This window comes from Aliikangiella sp. G2MR2-5 (genome assembly GCF_015687155.1).
In the GTDB taxonomy this organism is placed as follows: domain Bacteria; phylum Pseudomonadota; class Gammaproteobacteria; order Enterobacterales; family Kangiellaceae; genus Aliikangiella.
This window is the reverse complement of sequence record NZ_JADPQF010000004.1, coordinates 403,808-428,157: the sequence shown is the minus strand read 5'-3', so window position 1 is coordinate 428,157 and position 24,350 is coordinate 403,808. Positions and strand designations below refer to the sequence as shown.

Here is a 24,350-nt window from a genome sequence, read left to right as displayed (position 1 = left end):
CAACGCTATCCTAGTCGCTCAATTATTCCCAAAATATAAACTTATTAATTATCAATAAGATAGATTTTGAAGAGGTCAATGAAAGGTAAAAGTCGGGAATAACAAAGTGATGATCACTTCACATCCAAACAGACATGGCTTACAACAAACGTAGGAAATATCTCACATCTAGAAACCGGAAAAAATCAGAAATAATGAAAATATCGGCTGCCAGCAATAATTTCAATGGCGATTAATCTGATCTTTACGCAACTTCAATAAAGTAATACCTATAAAAATAAGCGCAAATGCTAGAAGACCTGAATAAAAACCAATTTGCTCATAAAATAGCGGAACTATGTAAAGAACAAGACCGATCAACAAAATCAACCAGCCAAGCCTGGCTATCCAGGGTTGATTCTTTCTATTCATTCCAGCGCTCCTCAATAGTTAGTCAAATAAGATGGTTATGTTAGAGTCAGCTCATTAGGGAGGCCTCAACACAACTCCTTCTCATCAGGTATTTTGGCAATGGAGTAAATAAATAAAGTCCAGCCAGCAATAAACAGGATGCCACCTACTGGCGTAATCGCGCCTAACAATTTATAGGAAGTTAAGGCGAGAATATAGAGAGAACCCGAAAATAACAGGACTCCGGCACCAAGCAAAATACCAGCCCATTCAAGCTGTTTCCTTGCTATTGGTTGGAGCCAGGAGCATACCCCGATAAGAATCATACCCAGCGCATGATACATCTGATAGCGAGCACCTGTTTCAACCCATTTCAACGCATTGTCAGGTAGCTGAGCCTTCAATCCGTGCGCGGCGAAAGCCCCTATCAACACTGAAAGAAGTGCCAGCAGGCCCCCGACTACGATAATACTTTTATCTAGTTGGCGTATTGGCGCATGTCCGCTCATTATTTTTGCTCATGTATGTGGATGCTAGTCGATACCTTACTTTCCATTAAGAGACTCAATGATCTTGGTAGTCGAAACTCCATCAATAAAAGGGAGGACTCGGACATCACCACCATTGGCTCTCACATGCTCAGCACCTGCAATCTGCTCTGGCGTATAGTCTCCACCTTTTACCAGTACATCAGGAGAAATATACTCAATCAGTCTCTGCGGAGTTGACTCTGAGAATGATACTACCCAGTCAACCGAACCAAGCGCAGCCAATACCGACATACGTCGATTAAGCGGGTTGACTGGACGACCAGGCCCTTTCAGCTCGGTCACAGAATGATCGTCATTAACTGCAACAATAAGTCGGGCACCAAGTTGCTTGGCCGCCTGCAGGTAGGAAACGTGTCCGGCATGTAAAATATCAAAGCAGCCGTTTGTCATTACAACTTTCTCGCCGTGAGCCTTCGCCTCATCAACAGCAATTTTAAGCTGCTCCTCACTCATCACTCCGGACCCCAACTCACCACGAGTTCGCATGCTTCGACGGATTTCATGTCGACTGACAGTCGCAGTTCCTAGTTTAAGTACAACAATTCCGGCTGCAATATTGGCCAATGCTACCGCATCTTCAATCTCACTCCCTGCCGCTAGGGCGCAGGCTAAAGTCGCAATAACAGTGTCGCCGGCACCGGTCACATCAAACACTTCTCGTGCCATAGCTGGTAAATGCAGCTCGGGCTTGCCCTCACGCAGAAGAGTCATACCTTTTTCTCCACGAGTGATGAGTAACGCCTCCCAATAGTGCTGCTTTAATAAAGCCTGTCCCTTTTCGACCAAAGATTTCTCGTCCCGACAGTGACCCACCACCGCTTCAAATTCACTTAAATTGGGCGAAACAATAGTAGCCCCCTTATAGCGAGAAAAATCACTCCCTTTAGGGTCAACCAATATAGGAATATTTTGTGCTTTACCTATTTCAATCAGTCTCTGAACATCCTCAAGCGTCCCTTTGGCATAATCAGACAAAACCAGAGCACCTGCCTGCTTAATATGTCGTTTGGTTTTTTCTGCAATTCCAAATACGCCGCGGCCATTAAATTTTTCCTCAAAATCCATCCTGATCAGCTGCTGCTGCCGACTAATAACGCGTAGCTTGGTAATGGTTGGTAAATCGGCAATAGATTCAAAGTCACAGCTTACATTCGCTCCCGTCAACCCTGTTTTTAACTGCTCAGCGGCTTCATCTTTTCCTGTTATACCAACTAAAGACACTTTCCCGCCCAAACTGGCAATATTGAGCGCCACATTGCCTGCTCCACCGGGTCTTTCTTCAACATTACCCACATTGACAACCTGAACAGGAGCCTCTGGAGAAAGACGAGTACTGCCGCCATACCAGTAGCGATCAAGCATCAAATCACCGACGACTAAAACGTGAGATTTCTCAAAAGAAGGAAGGGATGTTTTCATCAAACTCTATTAGCTATTCTTTAGTTGGGCCGATCATAACATAGATTGAACCAATAACTTCAACCAGCAACTGGTTAGGTTAAATGAGCGAATTCAGGTGTCCTTTTATCTCTTCAAACTGTTCCTGAAGCTGGTTATTCTTAAAGAAAACAGCTTCTGTTTTTCTTTCAGCTTCAAGAATTAAAGAAAGCAGCGCTTGCTCCTGAGTCTCGTCCAAGCCTAGACGAAGAAATAATTCTTCCATATCTTCTACCACGTCAGAAAGAATTTTGGCTGTTGCAACCCGCTGCTGGTAATGACCTTCCTTTAAATCTTCAAGACAGCCATGAGTCAGCTCTACTGATTGCTCCAATAACTGTTTATCAACGTCCGTGTGGTGTTTTATTTCCAGCCCCTTAAGTCGAGCTTCCACACCTTCAACCAAAATAGCCAGATGCTCAAGCAGTCGACTAACCTTGGCAGAGTTACTCGGCATTTGCCTGATAAGCAAAGAAACTTTAGGTGTGCTAAATATTGCGATATCCTGATACTGGAAGATTCGACCGGCGTCATGAGCCTTGATTAAGGCGGATTTTTCTTTTTCAGAAAGGGGCCTGTTTTTTGGATAAAACAGATCTTTTCCATTAAATCGAAGAAGCAAGCTTCCGTCCAGAGCATAACAAGTCAAGGTGTTGAACACTTTTTCGCCAAGCTCATCAATCCCTTCACAGGCAAAGCTTTCGCGTAGCAGGGTTACAATAAACCCCAGTTCTGCTGCTCTGGTTACGGCAGCAATTGCTGCCTGACTGGCCTTTTGGGAAACTTCCTTGAGCCGCTGTTTTTCTTGTTTGGCCTTAATTAAGAGTGTTACCTTACTAACCAGCTCTTTTTCATCAAATGGCTTACCCAGGTATTCATCTCCCCCGGCACGATAGCCAGCCAACCGGTCTTCTGCCGAAGACATTCCGGAAATAAACACAATGGGTAAGTCCTCGGTTTCAGGTAACTCCCGAATGTGACGACAAACTTCCAATCCATTGATATCCGGCATATTGACATCAAGTAACACCAAATCGGGATTAAAACCGGAAACTCTGGCGATTCCTTCATCCCCGCTTGCCGCAAATGCAAGTTCGTAATCGCGGCCTAAGTGCTTTCGAATAAAGTTTTGATCGGCCTTAGCATCTTCAATGCATAATATTTTCGCCAATGAATGAGACATTCAAATCCCCTCTGAATGGACTCTAAAAGATAGATTGCTAATTTAACCTGATAGCAATGCCTTAAGTTCCTCCAAGGCGGTCTTGACCTCTTGCCCAACCAATTGCATTTGCATTGCTTGCTCTGCATCAGCATCGAAATTTTTCAAAATGTGCAGACATTGGCTGTCGGTAATCGGTAACCGCTTCAGGTACTTTTCCAGTCGTAATCGGCGCTCCTGGCGCTCACTAACACTATTTAGCAAGCGGCTGGTCAATTGGGTCTCAAGCTGTTCTAGCTTCTCTTTCAGGTTGCTTACTTCGTTGGAAGCCACAGAGCTGGTAGTAACATTTTCCATGTTTTTCCCTATTTCTATTTGGTTTCCATTTAGTCATTAGTTAGAGTCAGACCGAATTATCAAAATAGCAAACAGTCACTCGAGCCCTTTATAACTACCGAGTTTTGACATTCTCTAACTTTAGGCAATGGCTTGTAAAAATTCAAAATTCTGACTGAATATTCCCTAATGAGTGGGCCTACCAAGCCAATATCCTGCAATCAAAATAAATTTTAGTCTTGTAGATAGGACCAGTTTAACCTATTTTTTTGCTCTTAATAACCAAATCCTATTTGAAATTAGACACGGTATTTCACATAATCGGCCATATGAACAGATTAATATCGATTACAGCAGTCCATCATCATCACCATCATCATACCGATGACGGTGGTTTTGCGCGTACCTGATATTTAATCAGACAAAGAATACCAAAGCCCCGTTTACAACAGTAACCGGGGCTTTTTTTATGCTTTGGTGAAAGAAAGTAAACGAGGTTTTAACATCACTTTCAAATTAACTGAGGCAATGAAAATGACATTAAAACTAGTATTACCAAAGGGACGAATTAATACCAAAGTTAATCAACTCCTTTCCGACTGTGGTATTGAACTTATCGGTGACGAACGTAATTATCGCCCTCAGGCGTTTGGCTTTGATCTCGAAGTCAAATTATTAAAAAGCCAAAATATTCCTTCATTAGTTGAAATGGGACAGCACGACATAGGATTTGCCGGCTATGACTGGATCCAGGAAAGACGAAGTGAAGTTGTTGTTCTAAAAGACCTTGGATTCAACCCGGTCAAGATTGTCACCTGTATTCCTGAAGACTGGGACTGGGAAGAAATGAAGTCGCGTAAACTAATTGTCGCTTCTGAATATAAGAATGTTGCAACTGACTACTTAAACAAACTAGGTTTAAATTATCAGTTGTTACGTTCTTATGGTGCGACCGAAGTTTTTCCTCCTGAAGATGCCGATATGATCATCGATAACACCTCTACCGGTACCACAATTCGCGCCAATCGACTAAAGATCGTCGATACAGTAATGGAGAGCTCAACGCAGTTTATTGCCAATGCCAAAGCACTGGAAGATCCTAACAAGCGCCGACAAATAGATGATCTGTTGACTTTGATGCAGGCAGTTCTCAACGGCAGAGAAAGAGTGCTTTTAGAAATGAACTGTGCCACTGAACAAATTAATGCAATTGTCGATTTATTACCCGCAATGCGTTATCCGACCGTCTCTCCACTTTATCAGGACAAAGGCTTTGCGGTAAAAGCAGCGATTCCGAAAAAAGAAATAAAAAATCTGATCCCGAAACTCATTGCTGCGGGCGCAACCGACATTCTAGAAACACCGATCCGTAAAGCACTATAGCAGGAAGGACATCCGATGAACCCCGAATCTCTAGATAGCAAAACTTTAAAACTGGATTTTAATGAAAGATCTGATCAAGTCAGTGTAATAGCACAGGAAAGTGAATACTCTGATTTATGGCGTTATCCACAAAGGGAGCAACTGGAACAACAAATAGCTGACATTTACTCGTTAAAACCAGAACAGGTCTTTTGCAGTAATGGAGGCGACGAAGCGATTATGCTTTTGATGCGGCTCATTAAAGAAACAACGAAAGTAATACTGCCATTACCAGCGTTTTCCCAATATACATGGGGCGTCGATAGTTGGCAGCTAGACGCAATTTTAGTATCGGCCAATTCGGATCTCACAATTAATACCTCAAATACCATACAGGCCATCAAACAAAATCCAGGCGCAATAACTATCATTACTCGTCCTAATAATCCGACGGGAGAGAGTATCGCTTTAGAAACTTTGCTCGATATTATTGAGAATGCCAGTGTCAATCAAGGCATCGTGTTTCTGGATGAAGCCTACATCGAATTCTCAGATGAGGAGGCAGTGACAATTAAACTCTTATCCCAGTTCGATAACCTGGTGATCTTGAGAACCCTGTCAAAAGCGTATGGACTGGCGGGTATTCGCCTCGGATACATTTTGGGATCAGAAATACTAATTGAGCAATTTAAAACTCGCTCCATACCTTTCAACATCCCTGCACCCAGTATCGAAATCGCGAAAACGGCCCTAAGCCAGGATAATCGACAGGAAGTCGAAAATTACAGTGAAGTCATCCGCAAAAATAGAAAAAAACTTCTGTGCTGGTTAAATGACAAGAAAATTCCAGTGGTAGAAAGCCAGGCTAATTTTGTTTTACTGAAGTTGAACAACTTGCAAGCAAGTGCCGTTAAATCTTTTCTTGCTAAAAATAATTTGCTTATTAAAACTTTTCCCGAAGGAAATTCTAGTATAAAACAACTTGGCAAATGCATTCGCATTACAATTCCTTATACACTGGACAGATTACTGTCGCTTTTAGAACAGGCGCTAACGCCTAAACTCATCTGCCTCGATATGGACGGTGTACTAATCGATACCAGTGAAAGCTATGACCAAGCAGTCAAAGCGACAGTTGAAGAGCTTTCGGGACAAAAGATTTCGATGGAACAGATCTTTTCGCTACGCGATCAAGGAGGCTTTAATAACGATTGGGTATTGTCCAGAGCATTATTGGAAACCTTAAATATCAATGTCTCTTTGGAAAAGGTCACTGAAGTTTTTCAGCAATTTTATCTGGGAGACAACAATAATGGATTGGTCGCTAATGAAAAGCCTCTTATCCAGAAAGAGCTTATTCAGACGATCAATAAAAGCCAAAAAACACAATTTGCTGTAGTGACGGGTCGTCCGCGAATAGAAGCACAAGCGGGACTTTCGCTGATCGGCTTGCAAACCGAGGCTCTGATAAGTCTGGACGATGTAACCTTGCCCAAACCCTCGCCGGAAGGAATAAAAAAACTGCAATGTCAATTCTCAAACGCAAGCTGGATGTGCGGCGACAATCCGGACGATATGCAAGCCGCCGTCGCCTCGAATTCTCTCGCTGTTGGTATTGGCAAAAGAAACGTCGAAGCACTTTATCAAGCGGGGGCGGATATTGTGCTCGAGAGTATCAATCAACTGGAGGACTGGCTAAAGCCGGTTAAATAACAATGAATAATAGTCAATTTCCAATTAGCGTTGAAAGAAAAACCAAAGAAACCCAAATTACTTTGTCGCTCAATATTTTCGGAAGCCAGAAAATAACTATTAATAGCGGGATTCCTTTTCTCGATCACATGCTGGAGCAACTGGCCTCTCACGCACGATGGGATCTTTCGCTTGCCGTGGATGGAGATCTGGAAGTGGATGACCATCATACGGTTGAAGATATTGCCATCTGTCTGGGCGAGGCGTTACAACAAAGCTGGCGTTCACTCGATACCATGCAGCGTTACGGTCAACGCTTGTTGCCGATGGATGAAGCCTTGATCCTTTGTGCGCTCGATCTGTCCGGTCGAGGAATCTATGTCGGCGAGCTGAAATTTACTCGCGAAAATCTCGGTGGAGTGAGTACCGAAATGTTCGAACACTTCTTCAATACTCTGGCGATGAGCGCTGCGATGACCTTACACATCAAGCCGATGACGTTTCGTAACAATCATCACCTGGCTGAAGGCTGTTTCAAAGCTTTGGCTTATGCGCTTAAAGAGGCTTTATTACCGGCGAGTGGAGAAAATACCACCAAGGGTATTTTGTAATTGCTGTTTTAGATTTTGTGAGATCAAACCATGAAAAAAGTACTCATCGTTGATACCAAAGCAGGCAACCTGTTTAGCTTGCGAGCTGCGATTGAAAAACTAAATTTCGAGGTGACGATTGCGACATCGCCGCCTGAACAATTATTTGACGCCATAGTGCTCCCCGGTCAGGGACGCTTTGGAACCGTTATTGAAAATATCAGTCAAGCTGGTTGGCCTGCCTACTTGTTAAATGCCAGAGAAAGCAACATTCCCATGCTCGGAATCTGCGTGGGCATGCAGATATTTTTTGAAGCAAGCGAAGAAGATAAAAATATTGCAGGGCTTGGCTGGTTTAAAGGCGAAGCCAGAGCGCTGGATTTTCCCAAAAAACCAATGGTTGGCTGGGCCAATATTGAGTCAGAAATCTGGCCGGAAGCCTGTGTTTATTTTGTAAATAGCTACGCCATTAAAGGTGCATCCGAATCAATAGCAACCACCTGCTATGGTGAAACTTTTTGTGCTGCAGTCAGGCAGGGTACTTTCACCGGCGTGCAGTTTCATCCGGAAAAATCCAGTGATGCGGGGCTACAAATAATACGGGAATCCTTGTCCAGAAATATCGATTTAGTCGGGGAGACGATCAATGCCAAATAGTCAACTGCTACCAAGAATCATAGTATGCCTTGATGTCGATAAAGGACGCGTGGTTAAAGGAACCAACTTCAAACAATTAAGAGATATGGGCGATCCGATTGAGCTTGCACAGGCTTATGAAGAGCAAGGCGCCGATGAACTGGTATTTCTCGATATATCAGCGAGTAACGAAAATCGGCCAACCGCGCTCAAACTGGTAACGGATATCGCCTGTAACCTTTCGATCCCTTTTACCGTTGGTGGTGGCTTGAAAAAACTCGATGACGTTAAAGCCTTTCTGGATGCAGGCGCCGATAAAGTAGCGCTCAATACTACGGCGGTATTGGCCCCTGACATTATCGACGCAACGGCTAAAGCCTACGGCAGCCAGTGTGTAGTAGTGGCTGTTGATGTAAATAGAGAAGCCGATTCTTCTCTCGGCGTTTACATTAACGGCGGAAGAAAGCTCACCGATAAAAACTTTTTTGACTGGACCAAAGAAGTCGCCAGGCGGGGCGCCGGAGAAATTTTATTAACTGCGATGCATAAAGACGGCACCGGCTCAGGGTTTGATACTGAGCTGACAGCACAGGTTAGCCGGGAATTGCCTATTCAGGTGATCGCCTCCGGCGGCGCCAAAAGCGAAGAACATTTTTATCAGGCATTTAGTCAGGGGGCGGATGCCTGCCTGGCTGCCGGCATGTTTCATTCGGGCGACTATCGAGTGGGCGATGTTAAACGCTACCTAACTGATAAAGGGTTAAGCGTTAGATAGTGAAAAGACAATAGAAATACTTGGCTGCTATTTTGTCAAGCAGATAAACATACATATTACAAGATCAGGTAACAATCATGTTAATACCATCAATTGATTTAATGAACGGAAAAGCCGTTCAACTCAAGCAGGGAAAAGAAAAAGTTCTGGAACGAGAAGATGTTTTTCAGCTACTGGAAGATTTTTCGGTTTACGGCGAAGTAGCCATTATCGATTTGGACGCGGCGCTAGGAAAAGGCGACAACAAGGATTTAATCAAAGCATTGCTTAAAGTCAGACCCTGCCGCGTTGGCGGCGGTATTCGCGATCTTGAAACCGCGAAAGAATATATTAAAGCAGGAGCGAGTAAAATTATTATCGGCACTAACTGTCGCCAGCAGTGGGTAAAAAAACTCGATAAAAATTCGCTTATTTTCGCAATCGATGCCAAGGGAGATTATTGGTCGACTCAGGGCTGGAAAAATACTGAAGGGGAAAAAGTTCTCGACTTAATTCCGGAGCTGGCAAAAAATTGTAGCGAGTTTTTATATACCCAGGTCGAAAAAGAAGGATTGCTTGAAGGACTGGATCGTGAACGAATTTTTGATGTGGTCAAAAATTCAAGTGTCCCAGTCACTATCGCGGGAGGCATTACCAGCCTGGATGATATTCAGTGGTTTACCAGATTAGGCTGTAATGGACAAATCGGTATGTCCATTTATACAGGTAAGCTCAATCTGATCGACTGCTTTTTAACTCAGCTCGATTTTGAGAAAGCGCCGCTTATACCGACCATTGTACAGGATGTGGACACCAATAAAATACTGATGCAGGCTTATTCTAGCCAAGCTTCATTACGTTTAGCGTTAGAAAAGAGAGCGGGGATCTACTGGAGTCGAAGTCGGAATGAGATCTGGGAAAAAGGACTCACCAGCGGCGATCGACAATCTCTTGTTCAGGCTGATTTTGATTGTGACGGTGATAGTCTAATATTCAGGGTAAGGCTGGCGGATAAGAATGAGGCGGATCAACAAGTACAGACAAATGCCTGTCACTTAGATCGCTATAGTTGTTTCGCCAGTCAAAAACGTGAATTCAGTTTTTCGAAGCTCAATCAGCTTCTGGAGAGACGAAAAAAAGAACTGCCGAAAAATTCATTTACCAGTAAGCTTTTTCAATCTGCGGAGTTTCGTGCAGAAAAAATATTAGAAGAAGCGCAAGAATTGATCGAAGCTCGATCGTTCGAAGAGGTTCGCTGGGAAGCCGCTGATTTAATTTTCTTTGCTTTGGTCGATGCCATCGCCAAAGGTGTTTCCGTCGATGATATTCTGTGTGAACTTAGGAGCCGTTTCAATGATAATTAAGGCAGAAAAGTGGCAGCGACAAGCGTTAACCGAGGTCATGGATATTTCCGAAAAAGTTAGCGAAATATTGTCGGATATTGCAAAAAATAATGATGAGGCAGTTGATCGCTATGCACAGTTATTTGATAAAAATGCTGTCCGTTTTATCAAGTTAAGACCCTTTGACGATTACCCATTATCAGAAGCACTGAAAAACTCGATTAAACTGGCCGCAAGTCGAATAGAAAGCTTTGCCAGGTTTCAAAAATCAGGCGTCGAATCAAAAATCTTTGAGGATGAATTTGGTCGCTTTGGCCAGGTTGTTCTGCCCATTGAACGGGTGGGCGCTTATATTCCCGGTGGTCGCTTTCCGCTGATTTCAACCGCGCTTATGACCTTGATACCGGCCAAAGTTGCAGGCAGTCCAGTCAGGATCGCTTGCTCACCGTCAGATGATCCGGCAATTTTGGCAGCGGCATCGTTAGCCGGTGCAACCTGTTTTATTAAAATGGGTGGCGTACAGGCCATCGGGGCATTAACCTATGGCTATCAATCCGTTGAGCCCGTCAATTTAATAGTCGGCCCCGGTAACGCCTGGGTTAATGAAGCAAAAAAGCAGGTTCAGTCTAAAGTAAAAATTGATGGATTAGCCGGCCCCAGCGAACTCCTCGCCCTTTGTGATGAAACTCAACCCATCGATTGGCTGGCACTGGATGCCCTGGCGCAGGCCGAACACGATCCCATGGCAGTTTCCATAATCGCCAGTGACAATGCTGACTGGCTGGTCGAAGTACTGGCTTACCTCGAAAAAAGTGAGGAGACTCACAAGCTACTGAAAGACAAACAGATTGAGCTCGTTTTTGCCGATTCAGTTGAAAAACTCATTCAGTTTAGTGAAGACTTTGCGCCAGAACATTTGATGCTTTGTCACCGTTCAATAAACGAAGCGCAACTGACCAATTTTGGCTCCCTTTTTATCGGAGCCAATAGTGCGGTTGCCTTGGGAGACTATATATCCGGACCCAACCATACATTGCCGACTCTAGGTTATGCCAAACAATCGGGCGGATTAAGCGTCAACACCTATTTAAAAGTTCTGACCGTTCAGGAAGTGAATGCACGAGGAAGAAAAGTGCTTTCAGAAAATGCCGTCTTGATTGCCGAGGCCGAAGGATTGATTTATCACAGGGATAGTTTACAAATTAGAAAGTAGTCTCTTTTCGTTATTAAGGCCTGCCTTCTTATAATAAGGAGTACAGGCTTTACTCAAGCGAGCCATTAATGCGCCTCTTTTTATTTCTCTTTTGGGAAATTAACTTGCGCTTTGTTCAATAAGCTTTACTCTAGAGAGAAACCTTCGTTTTGTCATTTATCCTCGATAGTTGGCCAGGCGCAACGCTTAGCAGGCCACTAATGACAGATCTCAGATTAAAGTATCAAACCATTGAATTTTTGAATACCGACATTCACCTATGTACGCTTCGCGATAATCAGCAATATTATGACCCCGACGGCAAAGCAGAAGGTCTCGGGATCTGCTCGGCGTCCTGGCCTATATTCGGCGTAATCTGGCCCTCCAGTATGGCTCTTGCCCATTTTATGGATAGTTACAATATTAAAGCAAAACGAATATTGGAAGTCGGCTGCGGGATAGCCTTGCCGAGCCTTTTACTGAATAGTAAGAACGCCGATATTACCGCCACCGATTATCACCCGGAAGTCGAATCTTTTTTGAAAAGAAATGTAAAAATTAACGAAGATCAAAAGATCTTTTTCGAGCGAACCAGCTGGGCTGACAAAGATGATTCTTTGGGACTATTTGATCTGATTATCGGTAGCGATCTTTTATACGAAGATGAACATATTACACTGCTTGCCAACTTTATCGATGCCCATGCTTCAGCAACTTGTGAAGTTATCATCGTTGATCCCGGTCGGGGAAGAAAGACGAAACTCGATAAAGCAATGGTAAAACTAGGCTATATTTGTCACTATCAGGATATTCCTGCGGACATAAAAGCGTTGGCCAATTTTAGCGGTTATATTCTAAAATTTGTAAAAACCAAATTAAGAACTAGTTTCGGTTAATGATGGTGTGTACATTATTTTATCGACCGAGTTCGATAAATGTAGCTCGCGTAGAGAATAAACCAGCTATAGATTAGCGTTTCACATATTCGCTGCATAAGGCCGGAATATTCCACCTCAAGATCAATAGTGCCAAGCATGCTTAAAACAACTACTGAAATGCAACCTCCCGAAACAAGTGGAACGCGACTCTGACACCAGTGGCGCGATTCAAAAGCCAAAACGAGAATTACAACAACTCCCAACAAATAAGCCAGGCCACCAAACAAAAAATGAAGCTCATTGGACATGCTGGGGTTTGTCGGCCTACATCCAAAATCACAAGGATAGACCGCGGCGAGCATATAGCTGAGAGCATAGGCGTTCAAAACAACAATACCGACCCACTTAAGCTTTGACCTGGGCAAAATAAAATACAGATTTATCGAGAATAGAATGATCAATATTTCAGTCGGAAAGAAGCCCCAATAATTAACTTCAAAACTCAAAGGCGCTCCGCTTGCACCAAGTTCGCTGATAAATTGATGGGCATGGTTATAGTCAGAAAAATTTTCGCCAGCGATAATTACAGTTACCGCAAGCCAAATAAAACTGAGAAGGGGAAATACGACCACCCATTTTTTGTTTTTCATAGCACTTCCTTGTTCGTGTTTTCCTCAAATGATTTGTTTTTAACTCTCCAACCAGACCCGCTCGACCCAATTCCAAACACTTTCCCAATATTCATCGGTCATTTCACCGTTTTGCCAAAGCAAAACTTCACCTTCCTGATTGACACAATAATACCCCATACCTACTGCACATAAAGGAATTAGATCTCTTTCCAGTCCTTCCGCCCAAGCTTGCGCAGTGACTTCAGGCAGGTGAGTGTGAAGGTGAGAATCATGCGCCGTCACCGGCTCCAATGAGCCATAGACAATATGACTGGCGTGGATCAGGAAATCTTTAAAATCCGCAGGAATAGGCAGCAAGATCTCTTCTTCGATTTCGACCAAATCATCGTCTTCTGCAGGCTCAGCTTCCACGCTTTGCGCTAGAGCGCCTTCCAACAATTGTTCTACGAGTTCATTCATTTTTTTACCTGTATGCAATTCGATTAAATAACTTTATTTTACTTTTTCCAGCCGGGTAGAAATCAGGCTGCAGACAGCGATCATGATCGCCGAGCCAATAATACACGCCATGAAACCATGCCACTGGTAAATTAGTCCCGATAACAAGGTTCCCAACAATCGTCCGGCAGCGTTGGACATATAGTAGAATCCGACATCGAGCGCCACATCATCTTTGTTCGAAAATGCCAGAATCAGATAAGAATGAATGGCGGAGTTCATAGCAAAGACTACCGCAAAAGCAATCAGGCCTCCGATAATAATCCAGTTCATTCCCACTGAAAAGGAATCACCAACAATCATAGCCAAAGGAGCGAGCAACAGAACAAACGCCGCTTTTGTTGCCGTATTACCGTTGGGCGCGTGCTCTGGCTGTTTAAATCCCAACATTTTGGGCGTCGATGTTTGTATTAATCCGTAAACAATCACCCACACAGCCATCAAGGTACCCACCTGTGTATGACTCCAGCTTAAACTCGCTTGCAAAAACACCGGTAGAGCAACGACAAACCAGATATCCCTGGCACCAAAGAGGAATAGTCTCGCCGCGGATAATCGATTAATCGCCTTACTCTTGGAAAACAGGTGTTTAAATTTAACCTTGTATTTTTTCTGCTGCAAATCACCCGGTAAAAGAATAAAGCAGGCAATACCAATAATTGCCAGGCCGACAGCCATAACTATCAATGACTGTTTATAACCAAACACCGACAGCAACAAGCCTCCCAGAAAAAAACCAAAACCCTTCAAGGTGTTTTTTGAACCGGTGAGGATAGCCACCCATTTAAATAGCTGCCCCTGCGCACCATCACTAACCAGTAATTTTAAGCTGCTTTTTGCGCTCATTTTATTAAGATCTTTCGCTATCCCTGAAAGCGCCTGAATTGCCATCACATAAGGAACCGAAAGCAACTGTTCAAGACTCAACAAATAAAGCGCTACAACCTGTAAAGCCAGTCCGGAAAACAAAGTTTTATTTAGGCCGAATCTGGCCGCCAGCCAACCGCCAACCAGATTGGTCACCACCCCAAAAAACTCGTAAAACAGAAACAGAAAGGCAATATCAATCGCGCTGTAGCCAAGCTGGTGAAAATACAAAACCACCAGCATTCGCAAAGCACCATCGGTCAGAGTAAATCCCCAATAGGCCGCGGTAACAGTAGCGTAGTTTCTAACTGAATTCATAATTGATAAACAATTAGCTTGCCAGACCGCTCTTAACCATCAGAAGAATATCTTTCATTCTTTCTACATAGTTGATTTCATTATCGTACCAGGCAATAACTTTGACCATATTGTCATTAGTAACCTGAGTAGAAAGCGCATCGATAATTCCCGAGCGTTTGTCATCTTTATAGTCCACAGAAACAAGCGGCCTGGTTTCATAACCCAAAATATCTTTTAGCTCGCCTTCGGCTGCCGCTTTAAAGGCGGAATTCACTTCCTCAACCGAGGTGTTTTTATTAGTGGTCACAACCAGATCGACAATAGAGGCATTGACTGTTGGCACGCGAACAGCCAAACCGTTGAGCTTGCCTTCCAACTGCGGAAAAATTTTCATGATGGCAGTGGTCGAACCCGAAGTGGTCGGAATCAGAGATTCCGCGCACGAACGAGCTCGACGTAAATCTTTATGCGCGCTATCAATAATAGTTTGCGTGTTGGTGATATCGTGAATGGTGGTCATCGCGCCCTGTTCGATACCAAAGTTATCCAGCAACACTTTAATTACCGGCGCCAGACAGTTGGTAGTACAGGATGCCGCAGTAATTAAATGATTGTTAGCAGGGTCATACAGGTGGTGATTAACACCGTAGGCAATATTGAGCGTGTCGGCATCTTTGACCGGGCAGGAAACCAGCACTTTTTTAACGCCTTGAGCAAAAACCGGCGCGAAAAGTTCGGTCTGTCGATACTTGCCACTGCAGTCTACCAGTAGATCAACACTCCCCCAGTCGGTTGTCGTCATATCAGACTCCCGAGTGTGCTTGATGGTGCATCCTTCGAGCAGAATATTTTCCCCTTCAGTCGTAATTTCATCCTGCATAAATTTGCCATGCACTGAATCAAACGCCAGTAAATGAGCACTACAGACAGCATCGCCCGCCGGTTCGTTGATATGTACTATTTCAACGCCCTGAGTTCCCCAAAGTGTACGAAAAAATAGTCGGCCCATGCGGCCAAAGCCATTAATGGCAACTTTCATGAATAACTCTCCTTATAACAACAGGCACCGACTCTTTCCGGCCTGCTACCCATTCGATTTAATTTAAATAGTTTGTCTTTTATAAATTCCGGATTTTGCTGACCAGTTTCGATAAGAACTAATTTTGCCCAGTGTGGTAAATCTTTGCTGATAGAATAAAAAATCCACTTACCCTGACGCCTGTCATCCAACAAGCCGCTTTTTTTAAGCTGAGCCAAATGGCGGGAAACCTTTGGCTGGCTCAGATCGAGCGCCTCGGTTAGTTCGCACACGCAAAGCTCCTGTTCGGCCAGGATCAACAGGAGACAGCTCAGGCGAGTATCGTCGGCAAGCTGTTTATAAAAGGCGACAGGCTCCATATCAGAACTTTTTCTTTTCTTCAGAAACGACAGAGTTTATATATACGTTATTTCATATATGTTACATGATAAGGTGATTTTGGGAAAGACGTTATTAAGGCAAGAGAGCTTGTATATTGATTCATACTTAACAGCACAGTAGATAATGTTAGCGTCGCGTCGCGTAACCCAACAAATGTGCTTTTAAAAGTAGTAAGCATACCAACTTTGAAATTGTCAGGTTTCGTTCCTCAATTCAACCTACAGAGCTTCTATCTTAACATTAGATAGTCAATATACGGCGAGACAATTAATTTAAGTTTTTTAAGAGCCTTCTTTTATGAATTTCCTTCATGCCAAAGGAAGATCCTGCGTTGATTGACAAAAATGGTCATGCAACTCTTTAATTCCCAGAGCTTTCGACTCAACATTATCTGAACCAAATTTTCCAATAAAACGACATGAAGAAAATTCTTTGTTCTTTTTTTCATATGATTTTATCCAGGCACTTCTTGCCGGAAGATGGCTTGCTTTAATTGGCCAGACGCCTGGTCTGGGCCCTAGTCTTTTGATTCCAATTCGCCAAGGCTTCGGAGATATTCGGGCACGAAAGCACTTCTGATTTTTACACATTCGAATGTACAAAGGATCAGAATACAGCGCATTCAATAGTTCTGTCGCGTCTTCCTCTCCCGGGGAAAACAATTGATGCATAGCTAAAATTCGATAACCGTTGGGCGTTTTATATAAATGTAAATTTGCTCGCGGGTGTTTGGAAATATAATCTGCAATTGCTTTTTCTATAATCGCCCTTTCACCTCCGAAAACTCTGATTTTTAGATTCATAAAAAGATTGACCAACAATGGAACAAGAAAAAAATGGGCCACTAGTAGAATTGGAATTGCTAACGACAACTTATTGAAATATAAATATGCCGTCGACAAAGATATTACACTTAAAAGCACAAAAAGCTTCCAACCCGGCTCATACTCCTTTATTAGAGAGTCAATATCGGCAAAAAGCACGTCTGGAGAATTCAAACACAAAGCGCCGTAAACATTTCGTGTAATAACTACATCTCCATGTCTGGAAATAATTTCCTCTCTAATAGGGAGTCCCTCAGCACCATTGTAGGAAACTTTATGATCTATCTTTCTAACTTTTTCGCCGTTTCTGGCTCTGGTCATTGCTTCTTGAGCACGCTCATGCGCATTACTGTTAGCTTCTGCTTGACTAACATCTGACCAACCAAATCGCTGAATTGTAAGTTGTGAGCCGTCTATGATATCTCGACATTTTGCTTCTGCCCAATACTCCGGAACTATCAAACACTCTCTCCCTGATTTTTTATAAGACTAGAACCAATTTATTACTACAACTATTGATTTAATAATTGCTCCACTTTATTCAGGTTCCCTCTACAAAGCTCGTCATCGGGAACAGCATCCAGACAAAGATTAAGAATTCGTTTCATTTCTTTCCAGTCAGAAGCTTCGGCGAACCGATTGGCCCAATTTGAATAAGCGGCGGTCATATTTTGTTTAAATACAAAAGAAGACTGGCTGTCAGGATCAAGCTTCAAGTACTTGTCGGCCGTTTCGATAACTTTACGCCACTGCTTTGCATCCCAATAACTGGAAATCCATTCACCATAGACGCGAGCAATTCCGCCGCGACAATCATCATCTTGTAAACAATCCTGAGTCATTTCACCAAAAACTCGCGCCGCCTTTTCATAATTAATTTGTTCAAGATAATGAGTCACTACTTTGTGTAATATGACTATGGTGTTGATTCTTATCCCTTCTCTATCGTCGATCTTCAACGGTAATCGAAAATAATTTGCGATGGCCGCATCTCTGGCTTCATCAAATCTCTCAGCCATGAGAAGTGAATAGGCATATTGCGATCGAACCCAGCCTAAAAGATTTTCCAGCTCCAGGTCATTAAAAGAATTGTTTTCCAGCGAATCAAGATAAGGTTTGATTTTTGAGAACATTTCAATTAACAGTTGATGACCCAATCCATCGTTCATTTTTTTGAATTCTTGATTATAAAAACTCAATCGATATTTGTGGAAATCAGCGCCGCCATCCAGCAAAGTCGCGACTTCGGCTATTCGAAAACGACTCTCATAACGCATATTCTCTTCAAAAGTATGTTGGTTTCGCATGTTGCGAACTCCAACTTTAAACGGACTCACAACTTCTCTGTTCTTATAGTCCAGATAAGTCGATGGTGTTAAACCTCGCTGCTCAAACCAACTCTTATCATCGTCGTCTTCCTCATAGAAGGCTTCATCATGTTCCCATCCAAAGCCGTTAATAGAAGTCGTCTCAACATCCACATAACTGCCATCTTCTAAATTGAGTTGTACAAAAGCGTGTGAAGGCAATAACACCCCCTGCACATCAAGATTCAGCTTTCTAGCAAGAACAATATAGAGAAGAGAGGAACTAATGCAATTAAATCGCTTGGTATAAAAGATGTCGCTCAGCTTACTTTGATCAAAATAATAGCCTTTCCCCATATCATCCCCTTTATTTCCACCAAGGAAAAAAGTTTCGTGCATGGCTTCGTGAAGCTTCATGCCGATCACTTCATTAGAGGTCTCTCCTTTTATTTCTAACTGAAATTGTTTGATAAAATGATTGACGGAAGAGAGAATTCTTTCATAGTCTTCGAAATAGCGAATATCGCCGGAAGCTAGCAGATAAAGCCCCAACAAGGCATCAGCATCTCCCTGTTGGGCTAGTCTCTCTTTGGATAAGACGTTTTTTTCGAAATCTGTCAGCTCGCTCCAGATGGCGTTGATAGATGAAGAGTTAGCCGCATAAGATATCTTGCAACTAAACAATGCAAACAGAGAAATTAATGAGAGGAATAAAAGTCTCAACGGCCTCACGTACTCCCTAAAAATAACGGTTACAAACCCGTAAACTAAAGTGACAGGCTTTCAAGTAGAATCACTCCATCTAGTCCAGGCTTAATTGAAACTCCATAACAAACTCCATCCTGTCATCAGGATTCTTTAAGTTTGCAGTTGAAAACGTCCACTGCTTAATTGACTTCAAAGCATCTGCGTCAAAAATTTTTTCAGGGTATGAGTTCAATATTTTAATGTCTTTGGGTTTTCCGTCATCAGCGATTAAAAACTGGAAATGAACCCAACCTTCAACACCATCATTGATAGCCTCCGAAGGGTATCTTGGCTGAATAACAACTGTAGGATTAGCCCCCTTAGGTGTTCCATGTACCTTGGGCACATTGAGTTCATCCGCACTCAAGCTATTTGCGTCAAAAATAAGAATGGTGGACACCAAAAACATACAAAGCAATTTATAATTCATTTGTGTTGCCTGATTGTTTTAATACTATTAACGCTATTATTTGGTAGAAGAAGTATCTGCAAGATTGAGTAATTCTTCCTCATCCATATACCCGTACCACAGTCTTAACTTGTCAATTAACTCATCCACCCCAATGCGGTTAGTCGCAGAAAATACCTGGCTGGTAATATTTGATGACATTCTTTGCAAGTGTTTATTGGCATTTAACAAGGCCGTTTTACGCGCCCCGGATTTGAGTTTATCAGCCTTGCTTAAAACAACATGAACTGAAAGATCGGCCTGAACAGCCCACTGAATCATTTGCTTGTCAGTTTCTTTTAACGGATGCCGGATATCCATAAAAATGACCAGAGCCTGCAGGCATAACCTTTCCTGTAAATAAGTACTCAAGGTTCTTTGCCATTGTTCTTTTACGTTTTTCGCGACTTTGGCAAATCCATAGCCTGGAAGATCGGTAATTCGACTTTGATCATCGAGTCGAAACAAATTAATTAACTGAGTCCGACCAGGTGTTTTACTTGTCTTGGCCAGGCTCTTTTGTTCAGTAATAGCGTTCAGAGCTGTTGACTTTCCGGCATTTGAGCGACCAGCAAGAGCAACTTCAACGCCTTCGTCCGGTGGTAACTGAGAAAGCTCCGCAGCCCCCATAAGATAGCGGGCAACACGAAATGGATTTATTTTCTTTTGAGTCATTAATTCTGCGCTTTCAGTTATATTAGATTGTCTTCAAGAGATGGAAAAAGCTGAAAATAAAACAGCTCATCCACACACTCGTCGCTATCGGCATTTAGCAACTTGGTTACCTTAACGCCCGGTTTTTCCCTAAGGATGTAAATTATATGCTTATCTGTCACCAGTACATAGCTTAAACGCTTGATAAGCCTGTAGCTTTTTATATCCGCTTTGCCTATAATTCACGCATTCTTTTGAGGGATAGCTGTTTAGTATAAGTTTATTGTCTAGCAGACATCAATACTTCTATGCTGATGACAGAAGTTTTTATATAAGAAAATATTATATATTTCAAATAGTTATCCAAGAGTTTCAACGCACGCTTTAAAAAAGGTACGAGAATGAAGAAAGTTATTGGGGTCTTAATTACCTTGGCATTTGCCGCTAGTGTTAACGCGGGTGATGCCGCCAAAGGCCAAGCAAAAACAGGAACATGCGCAGGATGTCACGGCGCTGATGGGAATAGCCCGATTCCAATGAACCCGAAAATAGCAGGCCAAAGTGCCAAGTACCTGGCCAAACAGCTACACGACTTTAAATCTGGCGCACGCGAAAATGCTACGATGGCACCTATGGCTGGCATGCTTTCTGATGAAGATATTGAAAATGTCGCAGCTTTCTACGCTGGACAGTCTGTACAGCACGCGGCTGTAGAAGACAAGTTTATCAAGTTAGGCGAAAGACTATACCGTAGTGGAGATGCCGACAGAAATATTCCAGCTTGTATGGCTTGTCACGGTCCAACAGGTGAAGGAATGCCGGCAGCAGGATTTCCTGCGCTGGGCGGTCAACATCCACAATACACTGCAGCACAGCTAAAAGCATTCCGCAGCGGAGCCCGCAATAATGATGCAAATAACGTCATGCGTGATGTTGTAGCTAAAATGAGCGATGAACAAATTGAAGCTTTAGCCCACTATCTGGCAGGTCTACACTAAGCAATAACATCTGTTTGTTGTCAGAAGCGGCCTGAATGGCCGCTTTTTTTGTTTCTGCTTTCTAATTAATCAACGAATTCGCTATAGCCCTTTCCCCAAATTTTTGTCAGAGTATAATCTCTAGTTTCAACTTGTTGGCAATGCTATTAAACACCATGCGAAAACTACTGATTATTATTTTGATTATTTGCTCGCCATCTAAATACCTTGACGTCCAGGCGGCATCTGCTGTTGAGGAATCAACAAAATCCTCGATTGAAGCAGGAAAGGATTACCGACTACTGGGAAGCAGAACGATAGATAGCGCCACCGATCTCTCTCAATTGCAAAAGGTCGCCGATATAGAGATTTTCTACTGGTTTGGATGCACTTCCTGCCTCCAGGCAGAACAAGCAATAGAGAGCTATGCAAAAGATCATCCTGAGCTGGTTGTTAAAAAGACGCCATTGATCCCCTTTCCAAGCTGGCGCGCGCAGGCTTACATACAACCAATGATTGAGCAACTTGAAGGGAAAGTTCAACTACCAACTCGTGAGCAACTCTATCAACAATGTATAAGCGACTGCTCGCCTTTTGCTTCTTTTGAATTGATCAAATCCTGGTTAAAAACCCAATACTCAATTGAGGAGCTACCCAGACTGGACGAACCTGCTATCTGGCAAGCTGAAAAAAACTTTAGAAAGCGGGCACAATCGTTTTCCATTTCTCAGGTTCCGACTATTATTGTAAGAGAGGCGTATGCGACCGATGCCAATTCAACAGGATCTGTACAGCGCCTGGTCGAAGTAGTCGACTACCTTCTTAAGCGACAATAACCGTAAAATACTGGAGTGTTTATCAAGCCATGCTGGAGGAAAGAGTCGAGCCTAACTGTCTTAAACTGCTCAGTTACAATGTGCAAGTTGGGATAGGTAGTCATAGCTATCGCGATTATGTGACCCAGAGTTGGCGACATATTCTTCCTGACTCGAGACGCCAGGCTAACCTTTCAGAAATAGCACACTGGCTGGCCGACTACGACATAGTCGCGTTACAGGAAGTAGACGCTGGCAGCATGCGGACTCACTTTGTTAATCAAATTGCCTACCTCGCTCACAAAGGGGGCTTTCCGCACTGGCATCATCAACAAAATAGGAAGCTTGGCCGTCTGGCCGCCCACTCAAATGGTATTTTAGCGCGCATTCCGGTCGAACATATTGTTCATCACAAGCTTCCAGGCAGGATTGCAGGTCGTGGCGCCCTACAAGCTATCTTTGGGCATGGAGACAGTCAGCTTTCTGTACTTTCCGTGCATCTGGCTTTAAGTCCGCAAGCCAGGAAAAAGCAGCTGGCCTATATTGGTGAACTTTTTAAACATCAAAAATACTTTATAATCATGGGGGATATGAATTGTCCTCACGATCATGCACTGGAAGAGTTCTCTCGACAGGGCTTGCAAGTTAAGCTTGGAGACCAATCTGATCCAACTTTTCCACGCTGGAAACCTAAGTACCAGCTGGATCATATCTGGGTAAGTCAAAGTCTGAAAATTCTCAACTCTCAGGTGATGAACCTGGGCGTATCTGATCATTTGCCGGTAGCAATGGATATAGAAATTCCCAGACAACTGGCTAGTATTCGCGAATATTTAGATCGCCAGCCTATTGCCGCAAATTAAGGTAAATATTGACAAATCGCGCGCAATATTATCAAAAAAAGACTATATTTATTGTCACTATTTTAAGGTAATAAATGGTCCTCTTTATTCGTTAACGGACTAAACCGCTGCTCAGAAATGCGATAATATGTCGGATACCCCTCAGAACAATGAACAACAAGCCGAGTTAATGCGTTGCATTTCCCGCTTGAGTTTTGTCGGGATGGGACTATCAGCCCCTCTGGATACCGCGCTAAAAGAACTTCGCAATCAAATTAAAAAGCAGGAATCACCGAATTCCATTAAAAAGCAGATCGATAAAATCAGTCGAAAGCTTAGGCAATTGGAAGATAAGAAATCCAGTTTGGAAAAAATCGAACTTAATCAGGAACTGGATATTCTCGAACAACTACTCGATCGTACTTTACCCAAAGATCTCAAGCGGACTTTAAAACGTATAGAGAAAAAACGCCGTTCTCTCGAGTCTGCGAAGTTGATAGCATCTATAGCTGACTCTATCGAATCTTATGTTGCTTCTAATAAAGCAGAAAAGCGTTCGGGAATTATGTCTCGCCTGTTTAAGCGCCAAGATGGTGAACTCACAGAAGAAGAAAGCCTGAACGAGTCAAAAATTCCAACAGCATTGAAAATATCACTGGTGAATCTAATTGACCAGCTTTCCAGCATAGAGGGTAACAGAGCAAGAATTCAGAATCTTAGTAAAAAGATCGATGAAGCCGAAAAAACTGAGGACCTGATAGAAGTGCTGGAAATTCTAACCGGAGCATTCATTGATATATCAGGGGACGAACACCGGCAGCTTGAGTCATTTCTAAAAACGCTCACAAAGAGAATAGATAGAGTTAATGAGTTTTTGTCGCAAACAGTTAATTACAATCAGCAATTTCGAACAGAAAGTGAGCAGCTTGATGACGAATTAAAATTAAGTGTCAATACCCTCAAAGATAGTCTAAGCGGAACCACTTCATTGGCGGAAATAAAACAGAATCTTTCAGAAAAACTTGAGGCGATAGTCTCGAAAGTCAATGTGTTTTGCGAACATCAGCTGAGGACACAGAATCAACTGAATGAAAGCTGTAACAAATTAAAAGAGCAACTTTCCGCCACCAATGATGAGACGACTCGTTTAAAGGATGAGCTTGCAGCACAAAGAATGCGGGCACAAACAGATCCGCTAACCGGGTTGCCGAATCGTTACTCTTATAATGAACGATTAACTCAAGAATACAATCGTTGGCGACGTTATCGAAGTCCGCTTAGTCTGGTTGTTGGAGATATCGATTATTTCAAAACAGTCAACGATAATTATGGACATGAAATGGGTGATGCTGTACTGCAGAAAGTTGCGAATTTTATGCAGAGTGAGCTACGAGAGTCGGACTTTATTGCACGTTATGGAGGAGAGGAGTTCGTTCTGCTTTTGCCGGAAACATCTTTAATAGACGCGACAAAAGCAGTGAATAAACTTCGTCAAGGGGTCAAAGAGCTTAACATTGATATTGACGGCCGGAAAATCAGAGTCGCTATGTCCTTTGGTATTTCCGAATTTGAAAATAACGATACTACCAAAGCAGTATTTGGTCGAGCAGATGAAGCCTTATACCGAGCCAAAAATAAAGGTAGAGATCAAGTTTGTTGCCAACGAGCCAAACCTGCGAAAGAATAGTCATACCGT

The 24,350-nt window shown here is 42.9% G+C and carries 26 protein-coding genes; 12 read left to right on the top strand and 14 right to left on the bottom strand.

Going from position 1 to position 24,350, the window contains the following annotated elements:
- Positions 1-222: 222 nt before the first annotated feature.
- From IYN84_RS14960 to IYN84_RS14940, 5 genes are all read right to left on the bottom strand, one after another.
- Positions 223-411 (bottom strand): hypothetical protein, encoded by a 189-nt coding sequence (locus IYN84_RS14960; RefSeq protein WP_196140045.1) that lies wholly within the window; start codon positions 409-411, stop codon positions 223-225.
- Between the two features lie 65 nt (positions 412-476).
- A complete protein-coding gene (locus IYN84_RS14955) occupies positions 477-899 on the bottom strand; it encodes a DUF423 domain-containing protein (protein ID WP_196140044.1) in 423 nt (140 codons plus the stop codon).
- 36 nt (positions 900-935) lie between these two features.
- Positions 936-2,360: a bifunctional D-glycero-beta-D-manno-heptose-7-phosphate kinase/D-glycero-beta-D-manno-heptose 1-phosphate adenylyltransferase HldE gene (gene hldE, locus IYN84_RS14950; protein ID WP_196140043.1), complete on the bottom strand. Its 1,425-nt coding sequence runs from the start codon at positions 2,358-2,360 to the stop codon at positions 936-938.
- Between the two features lie 79 nt (positions 2,361-2,439).
- Positions 2,440-3,561, bottom strand: coding sequence for a PleD family two-component system response regulator (locus IYN84_RS14945; protein ID WP_196140042.1), 1,122 nt, complete (start codon positions 3,559-3,561; stop codon positions 2,440-2,442).
- 42 nt (positions 3,562-3,603) lie between these two features.
- Positions 3,604-3,897: a hypothetical protein gene (locus IYN84_RS14940; protein ID WP_196140041.1), complete on the bottom strand. Its 294-nt coding sequence runs from the start codon at positions 3,895-3,897 to the stop codon at positions 3,604-3,606.
- Between the two features lie 513 nt (positions 3,898-4,410).
- Here IYN84_RS14940 and hisG point away from each other — a divergent pair.
- From hisG to IYN84_RS14900, 8 genes are all read left to right on the top strand, one after another.
- On the top strand, positions 4,411-5,259 hold the full coding sequence (gene hisG / locus IYN84_RS14935; protein ID WP_196140040.1) for an ATP phosphoribosyltransferase: 849 nt from the start codon (positions 4,411-4,413) through the stop codon (positions 5,257-5,259).
- A gap of 15 nt (positions 5,260-5,274) precedes the next feature.
- A complete protein-coding gene (locus IYN84_RS14930) occupies positions 5,275-6,951 on the top strand; it encodes an aminotransferase class I/II-fold pyridoxal phosphate-dependent enzyme (protein WP_196140039.1) in 1,677 nt (558 codons plus the stop codon).
- Between the two features lie 2 nt (positions 6,952-6,953).
- Positions 6,954-7,541, top strand: coding sequence for an imidazoleglycerol-phosphate dehydratase HisB (hisB, locus tag IYN84_RS14925; protein ID WP_196140038.1), 588 nt, complete (start codon positions 6,954-6,956; stop codon positions 7,539-7,541).
- 30 nt (positions 7,542-7,571) lie between these two features.
- Positions 7,572-8,177 (top strand): imidazole glycerol phosphate synthase subunit HisH, encoded by a 606-nt coding sequence (gene hisH / locus IYN84_RS14920; RefSeq protein ID WP_196140037.1) that lies wholly within the window; start codon positions 7,572-7,574, stop codon positions 8,175-8,177.
- Complete coding sequence (gene hisF / locus IYN84_RS14915; RefSeq protein ID WP_196140036.1) at positions 8,167-8,931, top strand: imidazole glycerol phosphate synthase subunit HisF; 765 nt, start codon at positions 8,167-8,169, stop codon at positions 8,929-8,931. The genes hisH and hisF overlap by 11 nt, the downstream gene beginning before the upstream one ends.
- Before the next feature lie 77 nt (positions 8,932-9,008).
- Positions 9,009-10,274, top strand: coding sequence for a phosphoribosyl-ATP diphosphatase (hisE, locus tag IYN84_RS14910; protein WP_196140035.1), 1,266 nt, complete (start codon positions 9,009-9,011; stop codon positions 10,272-10,274).
- Positions 10,264-11,466, top strand: a complete 1,203-nt coding sequence (gene hisD, locus IYN84_RS14905) for a histidinol dehydrogenase (RefSeq protein ID WP_196140034.1) — start codon at positions 10,264-10,266, stop codon at positions 11,464-11,466. Before hisE ends, hisD begins: the two co-directional genes overlap by 11 nt.
- Positions 11,467-11,666: 200 nt before the next feature.
- Complete coding sequence (locus IYN84_RS14900) at positions 11,667-12,341, top strand: methyltransferase (protein WP_196140033.1); 675 nt, start codon at positions 11,667-11,669, stop codon at positions 12,339-12,341.
- 14 nt (positions 12,342-12,355) lie between these two features.
- Here IYN84_RS14900 and IYN84_RS14895 read toward each other — a convergent pair whose 3' ends face one another.
- The 9 genes from IYN84_RS14895 to yihA form a co-directional block, all read right to left on the bottom strand.
- Positions 12,356-12,973, bottom strand: a complete 618-nt coding sequence (locus IYN84_RS14895; RefSeq protein WP_196140032.1) for a DUF998 domain-containing protein — start codon at positions 12,971-12,973, stop codon at positions 12,356-12,358.
- Positions 12,974-13,012: 39 nt separating this feature from the next.
- Positions 13,013-13,414, bottom strand: a complete 402-nt coding sequence (locus tag IYN84_RS14890; protein ID WP_196140031.1) for an SMI1/KNR4 family protein — start codon at positions 13,412-13,414, stop codon at positions 13,013-13,015.
- A gap of 33 nt (positions 13,415-13,447) precedes the next feature.
- Entirely contained in the window at positions 13,448-14,638 is a 1,191-nt protein-coding gene (arsJ, locus tag IYN84_RS14885) for an organoarsenical effux MFS transporter ArsJ (RefSeq protein ID WP_196140030.1), read from the bottom strand.
- Positions 14,639-14,651: 13 nt separating this feature from the next.
- Positions 14,652-15,659, bottom strand: coding sequence for an ArsJ-associated glyceraldehyde-3-phosphate dehydrogenase (locus tag IYN84_RS14880; protein ID WP_196140029.1), 1,008 nt, complete (start codon positions 15,657-15,659; stop codon positions 14,652-14,654).
- Positions 15,656-16,018, bottom strand: coding sequence for a metalloregulator ArsR/SmtB family transcription factor (locus tag IYN84_RS14875; protein ID WP_196140028.1), 363 nt, complete (start codon positions 16,016-16,018; stop codon positions 15,656-15,658). The genes IYN84_RS14880 and IYN84_RS14875 overlap by 4 nt, the downstream gene beginning before the upstream one ends.
- A 330-nt stretch (positions 16,019-16,348) precedes the next feature.
- Positions 16,349-17,326 (bottom strand): hypothetical protein, encoded by a 978-nt coding sequence (locus IYN84_RS14870; protein WP_196140027.1) that lies wholly within the window; start codon positions 17,324-17,326, stop codon positions 16,349-16,351.
- A gap of 50 nt (positions 17,327-17,376) precedes the next feature.
- Positions 17,377-18,894 (bottom strand): transglutaminase family protein, encoded by a 1,518-nt coding sequence (locus tag IYN84_RS14865; RefSeq protein ID WP_196140026.1) that lies wholly within the window; start codon positions 18,892-18,894, stop codon positions 17,377-17,379.
- Positions 18,895-18,973: 79 nt separating this feature from the next.
- A complete protein-coding gene (locus IYN84_RS14860; protein WP_196140025.1) occupies positions 18,974-19,348 on the bottom strand; it encodes an energy transducer TonB in 375 nt (124 codons plus the stop codon).
- A gap of 36 nt (positions 19,349-19,384) precedes the next feature.
- Entirely contained in the window at positions 19,385-20,041 is a 657-nt protein-coding gene (gene yihA / locus IYN84_RS14855) for a ribosome biogenesis GTP-binding protein YihA/YsxC (protein WP_196140024.1), read from the bottom strand.
- Between the two features lie 380 nt (positions 20,042-20,421).
- On the opposite strand from yihA, the gene IYN84_RS14850 reads away from it, so the two are divergent.
- From IYN84_RS14850 to IYN84_RS14835, 4 genes are all read left to right on the top strand, one after another.
- Complete coding sequence (locus IYN84_RS14850) at positions 20,422-21,018, top strand: cytochrome c (RefSeq protein WP_196140023.1); 597 nt, start codon at positions 20,422-20,424, stop codon at positions 21,016-21,018.
- Positions 21,019-21,173: 155 nt separating this feature from the next.
- On the top strand, positions 21,174-21,833 hold the full coding sequence (locus IYN84_RS14845) for a hypothetical protein (protein WP_196140022.1): 660 nt from the start codon (positions 21,174-21,176) through the stop codon (positions 21,831-21,833).
- A gap of 29 nt (positions 21,834-21,862) precedes the next feature.
- Positions 21,863-22,675 (top strand): endonuclease/exonuclease/phosphatase family protein, encoded by an 813-nt coding sequence (locus IYN84_RS14840; RefSeq protein ID WP_196140021.1) that lies wholly within the window; start codon positions 21,863-21,865, stop codon positions 22,673-22,675.
- Between the two features lie 127 nt (positions 22,676-22,802).
- The gene (locus IYN84_RS14835) at positions 22,803-24,341 is read left to right on the top strand and encodes a GGDEF domain-containing protein (protein ID WP_196140020.1); all 1,539 of its coding nucleotides are present in this window, start codon (positions 22,803-22,805) and stop codon (positions 24,339-24,341) included.
- The last annotated feature ends 9 nt before the right edge of the window (positions 24,342-24,350 follow it).